Annotated in this window: 23 protein-coding genes; 1 reads left to right on the forward strand and 22 read right to left on the reverse strand. The window is 42.7% G+C overall.

Features of this window, described 5'->3' with window-relative positions; genetic code table 11:
* Positions 1–15: 15 nt before the first annotated feature.
* The 14 genes from FBF75_RS07020 to FBF75_RS07085 all read right to left on the reverse strand — a co-directional run bounded on the left by FBF75_RS07020 (position 16) and on the right by FBF75_RS07085 (position 13,674).
* Entirely contained in the window at positions 16–975 is a 960-nt protein-coding gene (locus FBF75_RS07020) for a gluconeogenesis factor YvcK family protein (RefSeq protein WP_136944571.1), read from the reverse strand.
* Positions 976–1,863, reverse strand: coding sequence for an RNase adapter RapZ (gene rapZ / locus FBF75_RS07025; RefSeq protein ID WP_024719879.1), 888 nt, complete (start codon positions 1,861–1,863; stop codon positions 976–978). It abuts the gene before it with no gap.
* A gap of 39 nt (positions 1,864–1,902) precedes the next feature.
* Positions 1,903–2,367, reverse strand: a complete 465-nt coding sequence (locus FBF75_RS07030) for an 8-oxo-dGTP diphosphatase (protein WP_008348133.1) — start codon at positions 2,365–2,367, stop codon at positions 1,903–1,905.
* A 357-nt stretch (positions 2,368–2,724) separates the two neighbouring features.
* The gene (gene trxB, locus FBF75_RS07035) at positions 2,725–3,675 is read right to left on the reverse strand and encodes a thioredoxin-disulfide reductase (protein WP_136944572.1); all 951 of its coding nucleotides are present in this window, start codon (positions 3,673–3,675) and stop codon (positions 2,725–2,727) included.
* 234 nt (positions 3,676–3,909) lie between these two features.
* The gene (locus tag FBF75_RS07040; protein ID WP_136944573.1) at positions 3,910–5,283 is read right to left on the reverse strand and encodes a C40 family peptidase; all 1,374 of its coding nucleotides are present in this window, start codon (positions 5,281–5,283) and stop codon (positions 3,910–3,912) included.
* A gap of 364 nt (positions 5,284–5,647) precedes the next feature.
* Positions 5,648–7,108: a tetratricopeptide repeat protein gene (locus FBF75_RS07045; RefSeq protein ID WP_060781450.1), complete on the reverse strand. Its 1,461-nt coding sequence runs from the start codon at positions 7,106–7,108 to the stop codon at positions 5,648–5,650.
* Between the two features lie 130 nt (positions 7,109–7,238).
* Positions 7,239–7,868, reverse strand: coding sequence for a bifunctional phosphoribosyl-AMP cyclohydrolase/phosphoribosyl-ATP diphosphatase HisIE (gene hisIE, locus FBF75_RS07050; RefSeq protein ID WP_136944574.1), 630 nt, complete (start codon positions 7,866–7,868; stop codon positions 7,239–7,241).
* On the reverse strand, positions 7,865–8,623 hold the full coding sequence (hisF, locus tag FBF75_RS07055; RefSeq protein ID WP_008348145.1) for an imidazole glycerol phosphate synthase subunit HisF: 759 nt from the start codon (positions 8,621–8,623) through the stop codon (positions 7,865–7,867). Before hisF ends, hisIE begins: the two co-directional genes overlap by 4 nt.
* A complete protein-coding gene (gene hisA, locus FBF75_RS07060) occupies positions 8,620–9,357 on the reverse strand; it encodes a 1-(5-phosphoribosyl)-5-[(5-phosphoribosylamino)methylideneamino]imidazole-4-carboxamide isomerase (RefSeq protein ID WP_008348146.1) in 738 nt (245 codons plus the stop codon). Before hisA ends, hisF begins: the two co-directional genes overlap by 4 nt.
* Positions 9,354–9,992, reverse strand: coding sequence for an imidazole glycerol phosphate synthase subunit HisH (gene hisH, locus FBF75_RS07065; protein WP_046344538.1), 639 nt, complete (start codon positions 9,990–9,992; stop codon positions 9,354–9,356). Before hisH ends, hisA begins: the two co-directional genes overlap by 4 nt.
* Positions 9,992–10,576, reverse strand: coding sequence for an imidazoleglycerol-phosphate dehydratase HisB (gene hisB, locus FBF75_RS07070; protein ID WP_008348150.1), 585 nt, complete (start codon positions 10,574–10,576; stop codon positions 9,992–9,994). Before hisB ends, hisH begins: the two co-directional genes overlap by 1 nt.
* Positions 10,573–11,862 carry a histidinol dehydrogenase gene (gene hisD, locus FBF75_RS07075; protein ID WP_008348152.1) on the reverse strand — a complete coding sequence of 430 codons (1,290 nt, stop codon included), beginning with the start codon at positions 11,860–11,862 and terminating at the stop codon, positions 10,573–10,575. The genes hisB and hisD overlap by 4 nt, the downstream gene beginning before the upstream one ends.
* Positions 11,859–12,506 carry an ATP phosphoribosyltransferase gene (gene hisG / locus FBF75_RS07080; RefSeq protein WP_007500071.1) on the reverse strand — a complete coding sequence of 216 codons (648 nt, stop codon included), beginning with the start codon at positions 12,504–12,506 and terminating at the stop codon, positions 11,859–11,861. The genes hisD and hisG overlap by 4 nt, the downstream gene beginning before the upstream one ends.
* Positions 12,499–13,674: an ATP phosphoribosyltransferase regulatory subunit gene (locus FBF75_RS07085; protein WP_046344541.1), complete on the reverse strand. Its 1,176-nt coding sequence runs from the start codon at positions 13,672–13,674 to the stop codon at positions 12,499–12,501. The genes hisG and FBF75_RS07085 overlap by 8 nt, the downstream gene beginning before the upstream one ends.
* A gap of 233 nt (positions 13,675–13,907) precedes the next feature.
* On the opposite strand from FBF75_RS07085, the gene FBF75_RS07090 reads away from it, so the two are divergent.
* The gene (locus FBF75_RS07090; RefSeq protein ID WP_058213565.1) at positions 13,908–14,699 is read left to right on the forward strand and encodes a C39 family peptidase; all 792 of its coding nucleotides are present in this window, start codon (positions 13,908–13,910) and stop codon (positions 14,697–14,699) included.
* Between the two features lie 78 nt (positions 14,700–14,777).
* Here the strand turns inward: FBF75_RS07090 and FBF75_RS07095 are convergent, their stop codons facing one another.
* The 8 genes from FBF75_RS07095 to hprK form a co-directional block, all read right to left on the reverse strand.
* Positions 14,778–15,410, reverse strand: a complete 633-nt coding sequence (locus tag FBF75_RS07095) for a DsbA family protein (RefSeq protein WP_136944575.1) — start codon at positions 15,408–15,410, stop codon at positions 14,778–14,780.
* 56 nt (positions 15,411–15,466) lie between these two features.
* The gene (locus FBF75_RS07100) at positions 15,467–16,108 is read right to left on the reverse strand and encodes an NAD(P)-dependent oxidoreductase (protein ID WP_136944576.1); all 642 of its coding nucleotides are present in this window, start codon (positions 16,106–16,108) and stop codon (positions 15,467–15,469) included.
* Between the two features lie 87 nt (positions 16,109–16,195).
* Positions 16,196–16,624: an Rrf2 family transcriptional regulator gene (locus FBF75_RS07105; protein WP_003213266.1), complete on the reverse strand. Its 429-nt coding sequence runs from the start codon at positions 16,622–16,624 to the stop codon at positions 16,196–16,198.
* Positions 16,625–16,693: 69 nt separating this feature from the next.
* On the reverse strand, positions 16,694–17,212 hold the full coding sequence (locus tag FBF75_RS07110) for an acyltransferase (protein ID WP_136944577.1): 519 nt from the start codon (positions 17,210–17,212) through the stop codon (positions 16,694–16,696).
* 1 nt (position 17,213) lies between these two features.
* Positions 17,214–17,864 carry a pyrophosphatase PpaX gene (gene ppaX / locus FBF75_RS07115; RefSeq protein WP_136944578.1) on the reverse strand — a complete coding sequence of 217 codons (651 nt, stop codon included), beginning with the start codon at positions 17,862–17,864 and terminating at the stop codon, positions 17,214–17,216.
* Positions 17,861–18,805 (reverse strand): nucleoside recognition domain-containing protein, encoded by a 945-nt coding sequence (locus FBF75_RS07120; RefSeq protein ID WP_073412805.1) that lies wholly within the window; start codon positions 18,803–18,805, stop codon positions 17,861–17,863. The genes ppaX and FBF75_RS07120 overlap by 4 nt, the downstream gene beginning before the upstream one ends.
* Positions 18,806–18,821: 16 nt before the next feature.
* Positions 18,822–19,646 carry a prolipoprotein diacylglyceryl transferase gene (gene lgt / locus FBF75_RS07125; RefSeq protein ID WP_046344550.1) on the reverse strand — a complete coding sequence of 275 codons (825 nt, stop codon included), beginning with the start codon at positions 19,644–19,646 and terminating at the stop codon, positions 18,822–18,824.
* Positions 19,647–19,657: 11 nt separating this feature from the next.
* Entirely contained in the window at positions 19,658–20,590 is a 933-nt protein-coding gene (gene hprK / locus FBF75_RS07130) for an HPr(Ser) kinase/phosphatase (RefSeq protein WP_003212943.1), read from the reverse strand.
* Between the last annotated feature and the right edge of the window lie 118 nt (positions 20,591–20,708).

Genomic DNA, 20,708 nt, shown 5'->3' on the forward strand with positions numbered 1-20,708 from the left:
TTGCCACCCCCATTCCTATTTTTTCTGATGCAGCAAATCGACGAGCAGCGAAGCTACTTTCAGCGTATCATGACGAATCACATACTGGTCATATGTAATAATTTCCCCTGGGATGACTTCTAGTCCCATGGCTTTGAGTACATCTGTGTCGAATTGTACAGGCTGCGCCTGTTCTTCTGCATATTTTGCTTTGATTTCTTCTGGAATTTCTTTATTGTTCACAAATATCGTATCGATAAATGGTCGGTCCATATGATCGTTTAGTGCCTGCACATGATCAGCTGCACTGTAGGAAAGCGTTTCCCCCGGCTGTGTCATGACATTGCAAATATAGACTTTTTTTGCCTTAGATCGAATCACTTCTTCTCCAATATGCGGTACAAGCAAGTTTGGCAAGATACTTGTATACAAGCTGCCAGGTCCAAGGACGATCAAGTCGGCTTCACGAATGACTTGAATCGATTCAGGGAGCGGCTCAATCGTATCGGGTGTGAGGAACACTCGTTTAATTCGCTCACCATAGGTTGGGATTTTTGATTCTCCCGTTACCACTTGCCCGTTTTCTAATTCCGCATGAAGAACAACACTTGAATTCGCTGCTGGCAATACTTTTCCTCTCACATTTAAGACCTTGCTCATTTCTGTGACGGCATGAAAAAAATCACCGGTTATATTCGTCATAGCCGCAAGAATGAGGTTGCCGAGAGAGTGGCCTGTTAAGTCATTCCCTTTATTAAAACGGTGCTGAAATAAGTCTTCTACAAGCGGTTCAACATCAGAGAGAGCTGCAAGGACATTGCGAATATCGCCTGGAGGCGGAATATTCAAATCATGCCGCAGTCTGCCTGAGCTGCCTCCATCATCAGCTACCGTCACAATGGCGGTAATGTCCACTGGCTTTGTCTTTAATCCTCTAAGTAAAACAGATAAGCCAGTGCCTCCGCCAAGAATGACCACCTTTGGAAGTGTCGTCATCTATTTTCTGCTTCTCTTTTCAATGTCCCGGTGAGTGACATGAGTATAGTAGTCATTTTTAAAATACTCCGATAAGTAGTTCGCTAGCGTCACTGATCGGTGCTGTCCGCCTGTACAGCCAATAGCGATCACCAGCTGACTTTTCCCTTCTCGTTTATAAGACGGAAGCATAAAGCTGAGAAGGTCAATTAGTTTCTCTGTGAATTTTTGTGTCTCGCTCCATTTCATGACATAGGAGCGTACTTCTTCATCATTTCCGGTCTGTGGACGCATACTCTCAATATAGTAAGGATTCGGCAGAAATCTCACATCAAATACAAGATCAGCATCAATTGGCAGACCGTATTTAAAACCGAAGGACATCACATTCACTGTAAACACCTGCCCTTGGCTCGTGGCAAAGTGTGCGACAATTTTTTCTCGAAGCTGTTTGGGTTTTAAATCCGATGTATCAAAAATCATTTGAGCCCGGCCTTTTAACTCTTCTAACAGATCGCGTTCCATCTCAATTCCTTCGAGCGGCAAACCTGTTGTCGCAAGGGGATGAGAACGTCTCGTTTCTTTATATCTTGAGACTAGCACCTTATCGTTTGCATCTAAAAATAGAATCCTTGGTGTGATCCAGCCGATATCACTCATCTCATCTAAGGCAGCAATTAAGCTATCAAAGAATTCGCGTCCGCGCAAATCCATCACAAGGGCCACCTTGCTCATCTTTGAATTGGATTCCTTCATGAGCTCTAGAAACTTCGGTAAAAGTGATGGCGGTAAGTTATCCACACAAAAGTAACCTAAGTCTTCAAAGCTTTGGATGGCAACGGTTTTCCCCGCACCTGACATTCCTGTAATAATCACAAGCTGAATATCATCTTGTTTGTGCGTATTCATGCCTGCTCCCTCTCCTTCTTTATGAAAACGGTTCATTTATTAGTCTCCTTGAGGATCTAATCGATAAGCAATCAGCTCAAAATCTGGTGTATACGTAAAAGTGCCGTGGAGAAGTCCTTTCCCTTTCAACATGAAGTCAAGGATATGGGAATCTCCTGGAGCCATCGGCAAGCTGGGCACATCTTTTACATCATGCCATTTTAAAATGCCTTCCTCCGACTCTGATACGTTTTTTCCTGTAAAGGAATCTGCCATAAAGGTGAACATCATCCACTCTTGAACGATTTGATCGCCTTCTTTTATGATAAAGGTAAACACGCCTTTTAGCTGCGGATTTAAAATATAAATGCCTGTTTCTTCTCTAAATTCTCGAACGACTGAATCCTTGACCGATTCTCCGCTCTCCATTTTGCCGCCAGGTGCTACCCACCAGCCTCGTCTTGGCTTTTGCAGCAAGAGAACTTGATCTTCGTGATGCAGCACACAATTGGTTACTCGTTGCATCAGCTGTCACCTACTCTTTTATGTCTTTTTCTTATTATACAGGTTCATCATGACTCCCACAATGAACATGCCCGTTCTTCACTGAAAACAGACAGGTTTTCGTATGAATATGGTGACGGGCACTTTATATATTCTTTATTTTACAACATCTAACGGTTCTCCATGCGTCATTTGTGAACATCTCGTGAATTTCTGATTTTAAGCAAAAAAAAGGACACGGATTCACATCCGTGCCAAACATGTATTCCTTATAAAAGGGGGTCAATTACTAGTTTCATCATAACGGATAATTGTTTCACCCGTGTTACATTCCAGTTAAAAGCCCGTGACGCAATATTAAGGATTTACGACAGCTGTTTATTTCATTGCTTTTAGCTTTTCAGCAAGCTCTTCTACATAATGCTGTGCACTCTGTGCTGCAATACTTCCATCACCTGTTGCTGTGACGATTTGACGAAGTGTTTTCTCACGAATGTCTCCAGCTGCGAAGATTCCTTCAACTTTTGTTTCCATTCTTTCGTTTGTCTCGATGTAGCCCTCTGCATTAGTAATTCCAAGATTTTCAAATGGTTTAGACAGCGGCAGCATACCGATGTAGATAAAGACGCCGTCTGTTTTGAAGTCTTCTTCCTCACCTGTCACGGTATCAATTAATGTCACACTGCCGACTTTCCCGTTCTCTTCATTGATTTCTTTGACGGTTTTGTTCCAAATAAAGTCGATTTTTTCATTATCAAATGCACGTGCTTGTAAGATGCTTTGGGCACGTAGTTTGTCGCGTCTATGGACAATTGTGACTTTAGATGCAAAGCGAGTGAGGTAAACACCCTCTTCTACTGCTGAGTCTCCTCCGCCAATCACGACAAGCTCTTTGTTTTTAAAGAAGGCACCGTCACATACAGCGCAGTATGATACGCCGCGGCCGCCAAGTTCTTTTTCGCCTGGTGCACCGATTTTTTTGTATTCAGCACCTGCCGCAATAATGACAGAGCGTCCTTTGTATTCTTTTGAACCAGCTTTGACGATTTTGTACTCTTCACCATCTACAATTTCTTTAATATCGCCATACGCATACTCGGCACCGAATTTCTTTGCATGCTCAAACATTTTATTTGAAAGTTCCGGCCCTAAGATGCTTTCAAAGCCCGGATAGTTCTCGACATCTTCCGTATTCGCCATTTGGCCGCCTGGAATTCCTCTTTCAATCATCAGTGTTGAAAGATTTCCCCGTGATGTATAAACAGCGGCTGTCATTCCGGCAGGACCCGCTCCAATGATGATCGTATCGTAGATTTTTTCTTCTGACACAACTGTCACTCCCTCTTCAATTGCTGCTAGCATTTCTTATTAGAATGCCCTTGGGTGATGCTTCCATTCATGACAGAGAGCATCATTTCCACTCTTAGCTTTTATTCCTTACCCATATCCTATTAAATCTGCGGATAATAAGCGAATCATTTGCTCATATCTTCAAAAAAAGAAAAAGCTTCCTTAAACTGCTGTTTAAGGAAGCCTGTTTACGGTTATATAGTAAGTAATGATTTATTCAACGACTCTTCTTACAACGCCATTGAATGCTTTTTTCCAGTAAACGTTGCTCATAGAGTCAACTGAAACACCGCGAGAGCTGTTATCGTTCAAGAATGTACCGTTTCCTAAGTAAATACCAACATGTCCATTTACTTTATACGTATCAAAGAACACAAGGTCTCCGCGTTTCATGTCAGATGCACTTACAGCTCTTCCTTTACCTACAAGCTTATCTGTTGTTGTACCGCCAACTGGTCCAAGGTTGATGCCTGCTGATGCAAATGCCCAGCGAACGAATGAAGAACAGTCAAAACGACGTGCGTCAATATCGGCTTGTGATCTGCCGCCGCCCCATTTATATGGAGATTGTCCTACAATGGTAGAACCTGTGCTGATCGCACCTTCGATTCCGCCTACGTTATTGCTGACAGGTGATCCACCGCCAGAAGATGGCTTCTTGCTCGGTGAACTGCTGCTATTGTTATTTGAAGATCCACTGTTATTTGAAGAAGAACCGCTGTCGTTATTAGAGCTGTTGTCTTCAGCTTGAACAGCTGCTTGACGCTGCTGTTGTCTTTGTGCTTTTTCTTCTTTTGCTTTTTGAGCAGCTTCTCTTGCTTCTTTTTCAGCTTGTTTTTGAGCAGCGATTGTTGCGTCTTTTTCAGATGCAATGCTGTTTGCCTCAGTGTTTAACTCGCTGATTTGAGAAGAAGCACTTCCTTTTTGCTTTTTCACTTGCTTGAATAGCTTGTCTTTCTCATCAAGCTGTTTATTTAAGTCAGTTTGAAGTGTTTCAAGCTTTGCAAGCGTCTTTTGAACATCTTCAAGCTTTGTGTTTAATTCGTTTTCAGACTTTTGTAATTCCGCTTTGTCTCTTTCTTGTTCTTTAATGATTTCGCTGTCTGCGTTGATTAATGTAGATACAGCACCTGCACGGCTGATGAAATCGCTAAAGCTTTTTGCTCCTAGTAATACATCTATGTATTTCGTAGAACCACCGCTTTCTTGAAGCGCACGTACACGCTTTTTCAAGAATTCGTTTCTTTCTTCGATACGTTTTTCTGTATCAGCAATTTCTTTTTTCAGTGCTTTGATTTCTTTTTTTGTTTTTTCGTTTTCTTTTTGTTTTTCTTCGATTTGATCACTTGTTTTTAAAGCTTTTTCGTCAATTTCTTTTAACTTTAGCGCAAGTGCCTCTTGTTTTGCCTCAAGCTTTGAAAGCTCTTCTTTTTTCTTTTGAAGATTCTTGTTTACCTCTGACTGCTTGCTGTCTAGTTCTTGTTTCTTTTGTTCAAAGTTCTGTGCATTTGCTTCATGAGTAAATGGAATAAATAAACCGCTCGCTCCAATCACCGAAGCTAAACCGAAAGTAATAAACTTTTTCACGTATAGTTCCTCCTTTGACAATTTCCCAAGCGACATGAGAAAGCAGCAAATTCTCTGCGACCAATCTGTGCTTCCTGTGTCTTTCTTCCTGATGAATCAGTCAGATGTTGACCAGATTGTTTCTATCACTAGGTGTTGCATTATGTATAGTAAAATATTTAAATATATGTCTTTGTTTTAATCCACGAGTTTCATTATACATGACACATCGACAAAATGAGCTAATATTTTTATTACATTTATGTTTCAAATAGATGTCGAGATTGTCATACTTCGCCAAATCCTAGCAAATCCCACCTTTTTATCCAAGAAAAAAGCATGACCTTTTCGGCCATGCTGCTGTTATCTGAATCTATTTACCTATTCAAACCATGAACGTACAAATAACATTCTCATATTTTGACAGCGTTTGAACGCTGATCTGAAAAGAAGCTGCGATCTCTTTTTTGCTGACAGCTGATTCTTCTTGTTCATTCATCCATAGATAATAAGAAGCTGCTGCCCATGCACTGGCATTGTTCTTCTCTACGCCTGAAGCGCGTGCTTGCTGAATAATATGGAATAACCAAAAATATGGCATGTGGCTATCAGGCTGCACCGCTTCTTCCAAAGCAGATGCCGCCTGTTTTGCGAAGACCGCATCTTCTGAAAACGATCGTTCTTCCATTTGACCTTCATATAAAAGTAACTCAATAAACTGCTGTTCAAAGGCCGTTTTCGCAGCGCGGGAATCCAGAACAGATTGCAAGACGTCACGTTCACCTTTTTGTTTGCTGACATAGTAGGCAGTGAGTCGTTCCTCAATTGAAACCATTGGCTCAGACTCCTCTGGTTTGTCTTGCCACGGCTTGATTTCATCTGCATCAATATCTTCTTCCACCATCTTATCCCAGACGGTTTGCGCCAGTGTTTTGTGACCCGTATAATAGGCCGCACTTGCTAGCCAGTATAAAAACGTACTATCGCCTTGGAAACCTGTTTTATACAAAGAATAAAGCCATTTAAATGCCCATTCAAATTCTCCAACAAGGGCAAATGTCGCGCCAAGCTTATAACGCTGTTCACTTAATATTGGATACACGTGCGTTAATTGCTTCGCTAACAGATTGACCTTTTCTTCTTCTTTTTCATAATGATAGAAAACAAGCTGATTACAAAGGGCATGCAGATTACCGGGATTTTCATGAAGGACCCGGTTCAACATTTCTTTTGCCTGATCGATTTGGCCAGAATAAAAATAGGCCAAAGCGAGATTATTATACGCTGACCAAAACTCTGGATACTCAACAATCATCTGTTCCAGCATCTCGATTGCTTCATCCAGCCTGCCGCTTTCTAGCAAATGGTTGGCTTGATCCTGCTTTACAATCAGATCATCCTGATCATAAGGAAAATCTTCATCAACATCGTCACTCATATCAAGCAGATCGAGGAGATCGTCATTTTCATCTGCAAATTCCCCGTCTTCTTCCAGCGCAGCATAAGCAGTGGCGCATCTATATGCCTCTTGAAACAAACCGAGATTCGCATAATTATTGGCTTTAAAGTAGTGACACTCTGACATATTCTCATCCAAGTGTTCAAGGATAAAATCAAGCAGTTCATTTGATTGTTGGTAATGACCCATTTCAGTATAAATAATGGCAAGCTGCGACAGCATTTCTACATTTTCAGGCTCAAGTACGATGGCCCGCTGTATCAGCTTACTTGCCCTAGACAGATTTCTTTCTCTATATGCTTTTAGACCTTTATGAAAAAAGTAATGCCCATCTTGGAATAGCTGGACGACTTGTGTGTGATTATTTTGAGAAGTGTATTTACTCACCGATACCCTCCATTTCGAACAGTGTACCGTGTGTAGTATAACATACTTCATGAGTCGTCACATAGAACAAAAGGAAAGGAAGGATTTGTTTTTCATTTAAAAGCAAAAAGCCGGGGGTACCCCCAGCTTTTCATTCCCCTTGATGGCGCTTTTTCAATACCTTTAATACATCATCAAGAGGCAGCTGCTGTTCACGTAATAACACAAGAAGGTGATAAAGGAGATCTGCTGTTTCCCATTTCAATTCTTCTTGATCACGGTTCTTCGCTGCAATGATGACTTCAGAAGCTTCTTCCCCTACCTTTTTCAGGATTTTGTCGACTCCTTTTTCAAAGAGATAGGTTGTATAAGCTCCTTCTGGCATTTCCATCTGCCGCTTCGCAATGACCTGTTCAATTTCATTTAAAATGGCAAAGCGGTCTTGTTCTCCCCTTTGCTGTTTCACGCCATCTTCTGAAAAACAGCTATAGCTGCCTGTATGGCAGGCTGGGCCGCTTGGTGTCACTAGAACAAGCAGGGCATCTTGATCACAGTCATAGCGAATAGATGTAACACGCTGGGTGTGTCCAGATGTGGCTCCTTTGTGCCAAAGCTCATTTCTCGACCGGCTAAAAAACCATGTTTCCCCTGTCTCTAATGTTTTTTCATAGGATTCCTGATTCATATACGCCAAAGTAAGAACTTCCTTGCTTTGAGCATCCTGTACAATGGCAGGAATGAGACCTGCATCATTAAAGGTTAATTCGTTTGCCTGTTTCATCTTACCTTCACCCCGTGTTCTCTCAAATATGTCTTCACCTCTTGAATGGAGGTTTCTTTATAATGGAAAATAGAGGCTGCGAGTGCGGCATCAGCTTCACCTTTTGTAAAAGCCTCCAGCATATGCTGCGCATTGCCAGCACCTCCTGAAGCAATAACTGGCACTGTGACTGCTTCTGATACAAGCTTCGTCAAACGATGCTCAAAGCCCGTTTTCTCACCATCGGCATCCATGCTAGTCAGCAAGATCTCGCCTGCTCCTCTTCGCACGGCTTCTTTCGCCCAGTCACTCACTTCTAAATCCGTTTGACGGCGTCCTCCGTGCGTATAGACCATGTATGCTTGTTTCTCTTCATCGTATTTCGCATCAATCGCAACAACTATGCACTGTGAACCAAAAAAGTCGGCTCCTTCTGTTATTAGCTCCGGTCTTAAAACAGCCGCTGTGTTCACAGACACCTTGTCTGCCCCCGCTCTTAATATACGCTTCATGTCATCAAGGTGGTTAATCCCGCCGCCCACCGTGAACGGGATAGCGAGAGTGGATGCCACTTGTTTGACCACATCCACCATCGTTTTTCGGCCTTCATGAGAGGCAGATATATCAAGAAAGACGAGTTCATCCGCACCTTCCTCGTCATAGATCTGCGCTAATTCGACCGGATCACCAGCATCCTTCAACCCTAGAAATTGGATACCTTTGACCACACGCCCTTCCTTTACATCAAGACATGGAATGATTCGTTTTGTCATCATATGCTGTCAAGCCCTTCAAACGCTTCAGCTAAAGTAAATTGCTTTGTGTACAGCGCCTTGCCAATGATTGCACCAGACACACCTGTCTGCTTTTGTGCTGACAGCTTTTGCAGATCACTCACTGCACTGACACCACCTGAGGCAATGACTTGTTTGCCAGTTGCTTCTGCTAATCGAACCGTACTTTCCACATTTGGACCAGACAGCATGCCATCCATTTGAATATCCGTGAAAATGAAGACCTCTGCGCCTTCCTTTGCCAGTTCCTGACCAAGTTCCTCCGCCTTCACTTCCGACGTTTCAAGCCAGCCTTCAGTCGATACAAAACCGTTTCGTGCATCAATGCCAATGGCGATTTTCTCTCCATATTGCGCCAGCATTTTTTTCACAAAAACCGGGTTTGACACCGCTGAACTGCCAAGAATGACTCTCGATACGCCATTGTTTAAATAAAATGCAACATCTTCTTCTGTCCGAATGCCGCCGCCAATTTGGACATTCACATCTAATGAGGAAGCAATCGATAGCACATGCTCGTGATTCACGCGTTTTCCTGCTTTTGCGCCATCTAAATCAACGAGATGTATCCATTTTGCTCCTTCATTTGCAAACAGTCTCGCCATGTCTAACGGTGAATCTCCATAAATGGTTTCTTGGTCATAGTCTCCTTGCACAAGTCGTACACATTTGCCATTTCTCATATCAATTGCTGGATATAATGTAAAATCACTCATTTGCTCACCCTCTGTTCGTTTGCTAATTGAATAAACTGTTTCAACAGTGCCATTCCTGTTGTACTGCTTTTTTCAGGGTGAAACTGCGTTCCAAACACATTCCCCTTCCCAACAACGGCAGGTACTTGCACACCATAGGGTGCACTTGCCAATAGGTCTTCTGGATTCATGCCACTCACATAATACGAGTGAACAAAGTATGCAAATCCTTCTGGCACACCTTTAAACAATGGAGAGGGCTGATGAAATGTGAGCTCATTCCAGCCCATATGAGGCACCTTCAGCCTTTGTCCATCCTGATCACGATCCTTCAAAAGAACGACACGTCCTTTTAAAAGGCCTAGCCCTTTTGTTTTTCCTGCTTCTTCACTTTCTTCAAACAACAACTGCATGCCAAGGCAAATGCCAAATAACAGCTTTCCTTCCTGCACGACTTGGTGGATAAACGCCTCAAGTCCTGTCTGTCTTAACAGCTGCATCGCATCACGAAATGAACCGACTCCTGGCAAAATATACGCATCTGCCTTTTTCAGCTCCTCTGCTTCAGAAGACACGATATAAGACGCTCCTGCTCGTTCCAGTGCTTTTGATACGCTAAACAAATTTCCCATTCCATAGTCAATGACGCCAATCATTAGAGCATCCCCTTTGTCGACGGAATCCCTTTCACACGCGGATCAATGGTTGTTGCTTCATCTAAGGCGCGTGCCAGCGCTTTAAAAATGGCTTCAATCATATGGTGGGTATTGGTTCCATAGTGAACGATCACATGCAGATTGATTCGTGCTTCAAGGGCAAATTTCCAAAGAAACTCATGAACCAGCTCCGTATCAAAGGTGCCGACCTTCTGACTAGGGAAATCGGCTCTCATTTCCAAATGAGGACGATTGCTTAAATCCACGACTACTTGGGCGAGTGTTTCATCCATTGGAACAAAACTAGAGCCGTAGCGCTTGATTCCTTTTTTATCACCGAGCGCTTCTTTCAACATCTGCCCAAGCACAATGCCAATATCTTCTGTTGTGTGGTGATCATCGACATCTGTGTCTCCTTTTGCATCTACAGTTAAGTTAAAGTGACCGTGCTTTGTGAATAAGTCGAGCATGTGCGTCATAAAAGGGACATCTGTCTGAATATCTGCTTTTCCTTCGCCATCAATCTCTAGCGCTAACGAAATGTTCGTTTCATTTGTCTGTCTCGCTGTTTCCGCCTGTCTCATTTTGATTCCTCCCGCTTTCTCGCTTCAATCGATCTGGCATGTGCTTCAAGCCCTTCTAATCTTGCAAAAGCCGCAATGCTTTCCCTATGTGTTTCAAAGGCTTCTTTGCTATATGAAATGATGCTCGTTTTCTTTTGGAAATCCGTGACGCCGAGCGGACTAGAAAATCTTGCCGTCCCGTTTGTTGGCAGCACATGGTTCGGTCCTGCGAAGTAATCCCCTACCGGCTCTGGGCTGTAACGCCCTAAGAAAATTGCTCCAGCATGCTTGATTTGACCAAGTAGTGATTCTGGATACGCCGTCAGCACTTCTAAATGCTCTGGGGCTAACTGGTTCACGATATCAACTGCACGATCCAAAGATTCTGTTACGTAAATATAACCATGGTCTTGAATAGATTGTGCTGCAATTGATTTCCTTGGCAAAGTATCAAGCTGCGCTTGCACCTCTGCTTGCACTCTTTCAGCCAGTACCTTAGATGGTGTCACCAAAATACTAGATGCCAATGCATCATGCTCTGCCTGTGAAAGCAAATCAGCTGCCACCTCATGTGCAGTTGCCGTTTCATCTGCTAAAACAGCAATTTCACTTGGACCCGCAATCATATCAATGTCTACTTGACCAAATACTTCCCGTTTGGCAAGTGCTACATAAATATTTCCTGGACCGGTGATTTTATCAACAGGCTGAATACTTTCCGTTCCATATGCAAGAGCGGCTATCGCCTGAGCACCGCCCATTTTGTACATTTCTGAAATGCCCAGCTCCTTCGCAGCTACTAGAACAGCGTCAGACAGACGGCCGTCTTTTCCTGGCGGTGTCACAAGGACAATTCGCTCAACGCCGGCAACAAGTGCTGGGATCACATTCATTAAAACAGATGATGGATAAGCGGCCGTTCCGCCTGGGACATATACACCGACCGCATCGAGCGGTGTTACTTTCTGACCTAGCATTGAGCCGTCCTTTTGGTGATAAAACCAAGAGGAGGTCAGCTGACGCTCGTGGTATGTTCGAATATTCCGGATCGCCGTTTGGATGATTTGGATCATCTCCGGGTCCAAACGTTCGTAGGCTTTTGTCTTTTCATCCTCCGTCACAAGTGACTGTTCAATAGAGACACCGTCAAATTGCTTCGTGAAAGACCGTACGGCTTCGTCACCATTTTTTCTCACTTCTTCGATAATTCGTTGAACAGCCAGTCGCTGCTCTTCCGTTCCTGTATCTAGAGAACGCTTGAGTGAGAGAGTGTCTGTCTCACCTTCTTGTATGTAGGTGATGTTCATGATGTTTCCTCCCCTTCTCCTTCGATGATTCTTGCCAGACGCTGCGCCATTTCATCGATTACCGCATCCTTCATTCGATAGCTCACAGGATTGACAATAAAACGTGACGTAATGTCACAAATATGTTCCGTTTCGACAAGCCCATTTTCCTTAAGTGTTTGACCGGTGGAGACAATGTCAACAATTCGATCGGCAAGTCCGATGAGCGGTGCTAATTCAATGGAACCATTTAGCTTAATGATCTCCACCTGCTCACCTTGTTCTCTAAAATAAGAAGAAGCGACATTTGGGTACTTTGTGGCCACACGCGGCGCAACACCGCCCCAGCTGGCTCCCGGCAAGCCTGCTACAGCTAAATGACATTTGCTAATGTTTAAATCGAGCACTTCGTACACATCCCGTGCTTCTTCAAGCATGACGTCTTTCCCTGCAATGCCCACATCCGCTACACCGTGCTCTACATATGTCGTCACATCCATTGGCTTCGCTAAAATAAAGCGGAGATTTTCTTCCGGCACATCAATGATTAGTTTTCTTGAATCTTCAAATTCCTCCGGCAGCTGATATCCAGCCTGTCTTAATAGCCCTGCTGCTTCTTCAAATATCCGCCCCTTTGGCATTGCCATTGTCAACACTTTACCCATTTTGCTCTTCCTTTCTAGCGCCGATAAAATAAGTCACTTGCTCAAATGCCTTGGTCATGGCATCGATATTTTCAATACCTGCTAAGTCTTGGAGAACAATCCTTTTGCCTTTTGTCCGCTCTTTTTCTGCAAAATCAAATGCTTCAAGCCGTTGTTCTTTACTAAAAATCACAGCCTCTTGGGGCTCATTTATTTCTTTTGCGTCGAGTGCCTCAAGAAGACGGTCTAATCGAAGTCCGAAGCCTGTAGCGGGTGCGGGTGCATCAAAGTGAGCAAGCAATTGATCATACCTTCCTCCACTTCCGATCACAGACCCAACATGATCTGCAAATACTTCAAACAAAATTCCCGTATAGTAGCTCATATGACTGACCATGCTTAAATCCAAACGGATATATTCTGTACAGCCGTAATCTTCAAGTGTCTCCCACAGCGCCTTTAACTCCGCCAGCACTTCTTTTCCCTCTTGTGAGACCACAATTTCTTCAGCCTGCTCGGTCACTTCTTGACCGCCACGCAGCTCTAAAAGCTGGAGCAGCCTTGTTTTATCGATGGATGAGAGAGGCAATTGTTTGACATGCTGCCTGTAGCCCACATAATTCTTTTCATATAAAAATCGGCGCAATACGTTCGCCCGCTCTGTATTCCCTAGTACATCTAAAAACAAGGTCTCTGCCAAAGCCACATGCCCAATCGCAATTTTGAAGGATTGAAGTCCGGCATTTTTTAATGCAAACACAACAAGCGCTATGACTTCAGCATCTGCACTAATCGAACCATCACCGATCAATTCAATACCGACCTGCTCAAATTCAGAAGGTCTTCCGCCTTCTCTTTCCTGTGCCCGAAACACGTTGGCTGCATAACCGACTCGAAGCGGATACGCCTGTTCGTGAAGCTTTGAAGCCGCCACTCTCGCAATTGGTCCCGTCATATCAGGTCTAAGCACAAGGGTTTGACCATTTTGATCAAGAAGCTTAAACAGCTGCGTATCTGTAATCGCAGATTGAACACCGACTGTATCGTAAAATTCAAGCGTTGGCGTTTCCATTAAACGATAACCCCAACCATTCATGACCTCTGTTAAAGAATGCCTGACTCTTTTCTTCGTCTCATACAATCCTGGTAATGAATCTCGCATACCATATGGTTTTTCAAACATGAACATGTTCTTCCGCACCTCCAACACATTAAAACGAAAAATTCCGAATCCTTTAGTTCGCTAATATGATAATATGCTAACAAAATAAAGTGATTAAATCAATCATTTTTATTTTCCCCTTTTTTTCCTTAATCATTTGTTCATATATTACATTAAAATGACACCTAATCCTTTTTGATCTCTTTGCTTTAGGAACATGCTATAATACTTAAAAATATTGAATAACACAGGAGATTACAGTGAAATTCATCCAGACATTAATCTTAACTTTGTTGTGCGCATGTCTTGTTTATTTCGGCTTTATTTACGTTTCACAATTCGACCAAGTCAAGAAAACAACGTCACCGCAAGAAGCCAAAGAAAAAGAAAATGATACCGCACTAGCAGCAGAAGAAACACGTTCTACGAAGAAAACAGAAACGACACATTCTAGTTTAAAAGGAAATAAAAAAGCCATGGACGTCATCCTCTTTAATCAAATGGATGCACCAAAGCTTTATAACGGATGCGAAGTCACGAGCTTAGCCATGCTTCTTCATTACAGCGGCTATGAGCATATAACGAAAAACGCATTGGCAAACGAGATTAAGCGTATCCCACTCAATTATGAGAATGGCTTAAAAGGAGACCCTCATGACGGGTTTGTAGGCGATATGGAGAATGGGCCAGGTCTTGGTGTGTACCATGAACCCATTTATCAGCTTGCGAAAAAATATGCAGGTAATCAAGCGGTGGACTTGACCGGCAAGCCAGTTAAAAAAGCCATTTACCAATCACTTGAAAAAGGTTATCCTGTCTGGGTCATTACAACTTCGACCTTTGCCAAAACAGATAACATTGAAACATGGAATACACCAAATGGAAAAATAGATATCAGCTTTAATATGCATAGCGTGGTCATCACTGGCTACGACAAAGATCATGTCTACTTAAATAACCCTTACGGAGAGAAGAATCAAAAAGTCGATCGTGAACAGTTTGAGGATTCTTGGAAACAGATGGGTAGCCAGGCGATTATCATTAAAGCATAAACCACTTCTCCCATTGAAGAGAATTCACACATGCATCAAAAACATCCTCCATACGAATGGAGGATGTTTTTGAATGATTTATTTTTTTAGTATTTCCTTCAGACGGTCTTCAAGCTTTTCAGCCGTCATCGCACCCCCACCAAGGCTGATGTATTCATCCCCTTTTTTTAGTAAAAGTGTAGGATAGCCATTCACGTTCAATTGCTGAACCTTTGCAAAATCGGCATACGCATCATTGATCGTTTCTGTCTCATTCATTCGTTCAACCAATACATCAGGGTCAAGTTGGTGTTTCATAGCGATATCTCTATAAGTTTCTTCATCACTTAGGCTTTTTCCGTCTTGATAAAAGGCCTTTTGCATAGATGAAGCCAAGTACAATGCATGCTCTGGTGCGATGGATCTTAATGCTGAAAATCCAATTGCAGCAGCCTCAGAGTCTAAAATGAATGTTCCGTTTTCTAGCAACTCTTCGTAACGGTCTCCAAATTCGACACCTGTCAGCTGACTGATACGCTCGTTTGCTTCTGAAATGTGTGGATAATTCTTTATCGGTAGACGACGCTCTCCTACAAATAAACCGCCCGATACAAGTGTCAGTGGTATCTCAGGGTGATTTCCGTGTAAAGTACGGATGCTGTTTGAAAATCCATAACACCAGCCACAATACGCATCCCATACATAGATAAAAGATTTTTCTTGATCATTCATAAGACAGACTCCTCACTCATCGTTTTTTAGCGACAATGAAACGCATGTTATTCTACTTATTCTGCTTCAGAAACCACAGTAAAACGTTCTCCAACATGAGCAGCTTGTTCTATCTCATCGACAAGCGCAACGGCGTAGTCAGCATAACTCACATAGCTTTCACCCTTCGAATTGACGATAAGATGGTCTTTGCCTTTCACATAAGCACCTGTCCGTTTGCCTGCTGGATCAAAGAAGGCTGCTGGACTTAAAAATGTCCATTTTAATCCTTCGGTCTTTTGAAGATCTATTAAATTTTCTCCTTGCTGTGAAGCAGTAGCAAAGTATTCCTTTGGAAACTCCGGTGTGTCCATCAGTCTAGTTGTTTTGGCCTCATCTACAAATAAACTTCCAGCACCTCCCACGACGATTAAACGCGTTTCTGGTGTCTCTTTCAAGAGATGAATGAGTTTTTTCCCTGCTTCTACATGAAGGTGCTCTTGTCCTGCTGGCGCACCAAATGCGTTTACGATCACATCAAAGCCTTTGACGTCTCCTACCTCTAAGTGAAAAACATCCTTTTCTAAAACAGCTGCTGATGAATTAGTCACTTTTTGTGCATCTCGAACGATTGCCGTTACTTCGTGCCCTCTCGAATGAGCTTCTTTTAAAATGTGTTGTCCTGCTTTACCTGTTGCGCCAATGATTCCAATGTTCATGTAAATTCCTCCTACAATATAAGGTTATTTTGATCACTTAAGATGTAACCACAATAGTTACAACAGAGGTAAAAAAAATTGAATAGATCATCCAATTTTTTTGATTAAAACCTGCGTTAGTTCACTTAATTTGATCTCAGCAAGCACTTGCTCCATCGCACTTTGTGCACGGCACAAAATTAATTCTAGTACAGCTTGAATATTTGCACCGATCGGACAGTCAGGGTTAGGACTTTCATGAATTTGAAACAACTCTCCCTCATCCACCACTTCAACCGCTTTATACACATCGAGCAGTGTAATGTCATCCTCACTTCGGTTTAATTGAGAACCGCCTTTGCCAAGACTCGTTGAGATTAGGCCTGCTTTTTTGAGCTTACTCATGATACGGCGAATCACCACTGGATTTGTATTGACACTTCCTGCGATATCCTCCGATGTCTGTAATGATCCTTTTTCAAGTGATAGCAAGGCCAGAATATGGACAGCGACAGTAAATCTGCTGCTGATTTTCATGTTTTCTCACCTCTGTTGTAATCATTATAGTTACACCATGTTAGAATGTCAACAAAAAAGTCTGCCGAGCTACTCAGCAGACGTAGATTGACGTGCTTCCATTTCCTCTTTTGTATATATTATCCGCATTGGATTACCTCCAACAAAGGAGCCTGCCGGAACATCTTTGTTCACAAGAGTTCCTGCCGATACAATCGCACCATCACCAATTGTCACTCCAGGTAGAATCGTTGAATTTGCCCCAATTAAGACTTCATCACCAATATAGACTTCCCCAAGCCTATACTCTTTAATCAAATACTCATGGGACAAAATGGTCGTGTTATAGCCAATCACACTATTTCGACCGACAGTGATTTTCTCAGGAAACATGAGATCGACCATCACCATTAAAGCAAACGCCGTATCCTCTCCGACTTTCATTCGAAGGAAGGTGCGATAAATCCAATTTTTCATTCCCATAAAAGGCGTATACCTTGCCATTTGAATAAAGATAAAGTTTTTCACAACCTTGAGAAAGGGGACCGTCCGATAGACTTGTCTAAGCGAATTGACCCCTTTGACAGGATAACGATCTGTTTTTCTCAACTTAATCAGCTCCAACAATCGCCAAGAGATCACTCATTTTCTGCAGCATATAATCAGGGCGATGCTTTAACAGGGCTTCTTCTCCCTTAATAGACCAAGCAACACCTGCTGTTTTCGTCCCTGCCGCTTGACCAGATAAAATGTCGTGATAGTTATCGCCAACCATGATCGCCTCATGCGGATCACTGCCGAGCTTGGATAATGCCAGCTGAACTGGTTCTGGATGTGGCTTTTCATTTTGTACATCATCAAGTGTGACAATGACCTCAAAAAATGGCTCCAATCCAGTCAGCTTTAATCCCATTAAAACCGTATCACGTATTTTTGTTGTCACAATACCAAGCTTAAATCCCTGATCCTGAAGAATTTTCAACGAGTCTAACACCGTCTCATACTCCGTCACAAGCAGATCATGCTGTTCATGATTAAACGTTCGATACATTTGGATCATATCATCTGTCAGATTCGGATCCATTGCAGAGAATGTATCAAATAATGATGGACCAATGAAATGAAGGATATCCTCACGGCTGTATTGACCAGGGTAATAATGATCAAGCGTATGCTGAAATGAAGCAATAATTAATTCATTTGTATTGATTAATGTGCCATCTAAATCAAATAGCACTGTGTTAATAGTTGATTGGTTCATATGGCTTCCTTTCTAACAGCTGTATGTTCGCGCCTCCGCCAGATATAGCTGATGGCAGCTGTCAATAAAATAGCAGAAATAAGGCGAATAAGAAGAAGCGGCCAGACTGGAATACCTAAAGGAATGAAAATGAGTGTATCTTCGACCACCGCATGACACGCCACAAGGAAAATGAAAGCAAGCGTTAAATCCTTTTTGCTGACACCGTCCTCTTCCACTGCCTTCATCATGACGCCTGCCCCGTAGGCAAGACCAATGGTTAAACCAGCCACCATCGTCATAGACGTATTTTCTTTCATTCCAAGCATTCTCGTAAAAGGAGACAGCCACTTAGACAGCGTATGGAGCCACCCTAAGTCTCTCATAAATTGAATGATGATCATGAGAGGAATGACAATACAAGCCAGCTGCAGCACACCAAGAACAGCTTTCTGTAAAGCAAGAAGTATGATCATATACCAGCTAGAAGGCACATCAGCCGACTGAGCAGCTGTCAGCAAACCATATTGCGCCGGCTCCTCGCCTCCCTGCCAAACGAGGTGAATGACAATTGCTGACACGACGGCAAGACTGATTCTCACCAGCAAAATGACAGACACCCGTAGCCCAACCTTCGCCGCCACTGTTGATTCGATGATCAAGTTGTGACAAAAGGAGAGCATGACCGCTAAAATGAACACTTCCTTCACAGGCAGCTCTAATGTCAAGATGGCTGCAATACCCGCATACAAGTTCAGCATATTTCCTAAAACAAGCGGAATGGCCGCTTCCCCTGAAAGACCAAACAGGCCCATAAAAGGACGGATGAATTGTATCATCCAATCCATCACAGGTGTATGCTGCAAGATACTAACGAGAATGGTAACCGGAAAAATGACTTTTCCAAGTGTCCAAGTTGTCGATAACCCTGCTTTCAAGCCGTTTTTCCATGTCTCCCCCATCTCTTATCCCCCTTGCTTAATTTGATGAGTTGTTCTCTTTATACCGTATAGATGCATATCCCTTGATTCTTCTAAACACAATCAGCAAAACAGCCACTGCAAATATGGCAATCGAAATCATCTGTGCAATTCGAAGATGCTCAGTCAGCATTAAGCTGTCTGTTCTCATTCCTTCAATGAAGAAACGGCCGATTGAATACCAGATTAAATAAGACAAGAACATTTCGCCTCGACGCAATGATGTTCTACGTAATAAGATTAATATCAAAACGCCTGCGATATTCCATAATGATTCATATAAGAACGTAGGGTGATAGTAGGTCCCGTCAATGTACATCTGATTAATAATAAACTCAGGCAGGTGCAAATTTTCTAAAAAGGCTCTTGAAACAGCCTCACCATGCGCTTCCTGATTAATAAAGTTCCCCCAGCGCCCGATGGCTTGCCCTAGTAAAATACTAGGCGCTGCGACATCGGCGATTTTCCAAAAGGACACCTTTCTCACTTTAGTAAAGACAATCGCTGTCAGCACCGCCCCTATCAGTCCGCCATGTATGGCAATTCCACCATTCCAAATCTTGATGATTTCATTTGGGTGCTGCTGATAATAATCCCATTCAAAGGATACATAATAAATTCGTGCACAAATAATGGCGATAGGAATGGCAAATAAGATGAGATCAATAAACATATCTTTATTGATGCCTCTTTTTTCACACTCCCTTAATGCGAGCCAGAGTCCAAGCAGAGCTCCGACCCCAATAATCACACCATACCAATGAACCGAAATAGGTCCGAGCTGAAAAGCAATCGGATCAATTGGTTGAATTGCTTCATTCATATAGACAGCTCCTATTCATCCTGGCCATTGTCTTCAATGACATCGGCAAGTTTACTTGTAAATTGTTCCGCTGCATTATGTCCCATTCGTTTCAATCTGAAGTTCATAGCAGCTACCTCGATGATGACCGCTAAATTTCGTCCCGGACGTACAGGGATGGTCAGCTTTGGTACATCTGTATCGATGATTCGCATTTTTTCTTCCTCAAGTCCTAAACGGTCATACTGTTTGCCTTGTTCCCAAAGCTCAAGGTTCATAACAATCGTAATTCTCTTATAGCTTCTGACAGCGCCCGCTCCAAATAAGGTCATCACATTAATAATGCCTAATCCACGGATTTCTAGAAGGTGCTCAATCAGCTCTGGTGCGCTTCCAACTAACGTATCCTGATCCTCTTGCCTGATTTCCACGCAATCGTCTGCAACCAGCCTGTGTCCTCTCTTCACTAATTCTAAAGCCGTTTCACTTTTACCTACGCCACTTTTTCCAATTAACAGTACACCTACACCATATACATCTACGAGTACGCCATGAATCGCAGTCGTTGGTGCAAGCTTGCTTTCTAAAAAGTTCGTTAATCGACTCGAAAGTCTTGTCGTTTTTAAGCTTGAGCGTAAAACCGGCACTCCATTTTCATTTGAAGCTTCGATCAATTCCTTTGGTACTTCACGATCTCGTGACAAAATAATGGCAGGGGTAATATCTGTACAAAGAGACATCATTCTCTGCTTTCGTTCGCGTTCTGGGAGCTGTTCAAAAAAAGAAAGCTCTGTCTTCCCTAAAAGTTGAACTCTTTCTTTTGGGTAATATGTAAAATATCCAGCCATTTCAATACCTGGTCTGGAAAGATCACTGATTGTAATGGGACGATTAATCCCTTCTTCCCCACTTACCAGTTCAAGATGAAATTGTTCCATTATGTCCTTCGTACGAACTTTCGGCACGCTTCTTCCTCCTTTTATCACAGGCGTTTCAGAAATACAGCTCTATTTTATCACTTTCAATGATGAACCCAAAATAGTATTTTATCCTGATCCTGTTTCACCACATTTACTGGTATAG

Source organism: Bacillus sp. S2(2019) (assembly GCF_005144805.1).
GTDB classification, from domain to species: domain Bacteria; phylum Bacillota; class Bacilli; order Bacillales; family Bacillaceae; genus Bacillus; species Bacillus altitudinis.